At 52.0% G+C, this 2,500-nt stretch carries 2 rRNA genes (1 of these 2 cut by a window edge); both read right to left on the reverse strand.

From position 1 onward, the window contains the following. Positions 1-80 precede the first annotated feature (80 nt). Positions 81-196 (reverse strand): 5S ribosomal RNA (gene rrf / locus JFV26_RS03110). Between the two features lie 160 nt (positions 197-356). Continuing rightward, a 23S ribosomal RNA gene (locus JFV26_RS03115) occupies positions 357-2,500 on the reverse strand (it continues 748 nt past the right edge of the window).

Here is a 2,500-nt window from a genome sequence, read left to right on the forward strand (position 1 = left end):
CCCTTTTTCGTTTGGCCACTTTCCTGCAGGCAAAAACAAAACCCCTACCTGCATACGCAGATAGGGGTTTCGGAATTTAATCTTGACGATGACCTACTCTCACATGGGGAAACCCCACACTACCATCGGCGATGCATCGTTTCACTGCTGAGTTCGGGATGGGATCAGGTGGTTCCAATGCTCTATGGTCGTCAAGAAATTCGGTAGCCAGGTCGTTCTCCTTACGGAGTACGCTCCAGCGAATGGGTATGTGATAGATCTCGGTGTTTTGTGAGTCTCTCGAACTTTCGGTTCGTTTCGTCTTCACACACCGCAATCTGATGCTCTTTCGAGTAGTCAAATTGCTTGGGTGTTATATGGTCAAGCCTCACGGGCAATTAGTATTGGTTAGCTCAACGCCTCACAGCGCTTACACACCCAACCTATCAACGTCGTAGTCTTCGACGGCCCTTCAGGGGACTCAAGGTCCCAGTGAGATCTCATCTTGAGGCTAGTTTCCCGCTTAGATGCTTTCAGCGGTTATCTATTCCGAACATAGCTACCCGGCAATGCCACTGGCGTGACAACCGGAACACCAGAGGTTCGTCCACTCCGGTCCTCTCGTACTAGGAGCAGCCCCTCTCAAATCTCAAACGTCCACGGCAGATAGGGACCGAACTGTCTCACGACGTTCTAAACCCAGCTCGCGTACCACTTTAAATGGCGAACAGCCATACCCTTGGGACCGGCTTCAGCCCCAGGATGTGATGAGCCGACATCGAGGTGCCAAACACCGCCGTCGATATGAACTCTTGGGCGGTATCAGCCTGTTATCCCCGGAGTACCTTTTATCCGTTGAGCGATGGCCCTTCCATACAGAACCACCGGATCACTAAGACCTACTTTCGTACCTGCTCGACGTGTCTGTCTCGCAGTCAAGCGCGCTTTTGCCTTTATACTCTACGACCGATTTCCGACCGGTCTGAGCGCACCTTCGTACTCCTCCGTTACTCTTTAGGAGGAGACCGCCCCAGTCAAACTACCCACCATACACTGTCCTCGATCCGGATAACGGACCTGAGTTAGAACCTCAAAGTTGCCAGGGTGGTATTTCAAGGTTGGCTCCACGCGAACTGGCGTCCACGCTTCAAAGCCTCCCACCTATCCTACACAAGCAAATTCAAAGTCCAGTGCAAAGCTATAGTAAAGGTTCACGGGGTCTTTCCGTCTAGCCGCGGATACACTGCATCTTCACAGCGATTTCAATTTCACTGAGTCTCGGGTGGAGACAGCGCCGCCATCGTTACGCCATTCGTGCAGGTCGGAACTTACCCGACAAGGAATTTCGCTACCTTAGGACCGTTATAGTTACGGCCGCCGTTTACCGGGGCTTCGATCAAGAGCTTCGCGTTAGCTAACCCCATCAATTAACCTTCCGGCACCGGGCAGGCGTCACACCCTATACGTCCACTTTCGTGTTTGCAGAGTGCTGTGTTTTTAATAAACAGTCGCAGCGGCCTGGTATCTTCGACCGGCATGGGCTTACGCAGTAAATGCTTCACCCTCACCGGCGCACCTTCTCCCGAAGTTACGGTGCCATTTTGCCTAGTTCCTTCACCCGAGTTCTCTCAAGCGCCTTGGTATTCTCTACCCAACCACCTGTGTCGGTTTGGGGTACGGTTCCTGGTTACCTGAAGCTTAGAAGCTTTTCTTGGAAGCATGGCATCAACCACTTCGTGTTCTAAAAGAACACTCGTCATCAGCTCTCGGCCTTAGAATCCCGGATTTACCTAAGATTCCAGCCTACCACCTTAAACTTGGACAACCAACGCCAAGCTGGCCTAGCCTTCTCCGTCCCTCCATCGCAATAACCAGAAGTACAGGAATATTAACCTGTTTTCCATCGACTACGCTTTTCAGCCTCGCCTTAGGGACCGACTAACCCTGCGTCGATTAACGTTGCGCAGGAAACCTTGGTCTTTCGGCGTGGGTGTTTTTCACACCCATTGTCGTTACTCATGTCAGCATTCGCACTTCTGATACCTCCAGCAAGCTTCTCAACTCACCTTCACAGGCTTACAGAACGCTCCTCTACCGCATCACCTAAGTGATACCCGTAGCTTCGGTGTATGGTTTGAGCCCCGTTACATCTTCCGCGCAGGCCGACTCGACTAGTGAGCTATTACGCTTTCTTTAAAGGGTGGCTGCTTCTAAGCCAACCTCCTAGCTGTCTAAGCCTTCCCACATCGTTTCCCACTTAACCATAACTTTGGGACCTTAGCTGACGGTCTGGGTTGTTTCCCTTTTCACGACGGACGTTAGCACCCGCCGTGTGTCTCCCATGCTCGGCACTTGTAGGTATTCGGAGTTTGCATCGGTTTGGTAAGTCGGGATGACCCCCTAGCCGAAACAGTGCTCTACCCCCTACAGTGATACATGAGGCGCTACCTAAATAGCTTTCGAGGAGAACCAGCTATCTCCGAGCTTGATTAGCCTTTCACTCCGATCCACAGGTCATCCG

Source organism: Pseudomonas sp. TH31 (assembly GCF_016650815.1).
Taxonomy (GTDB): Bacteria; Pseudomonadota; Gammaproteobacteria; order Pseudomonadales; family Pseudomonadaceae; genus Aquipseudomonas.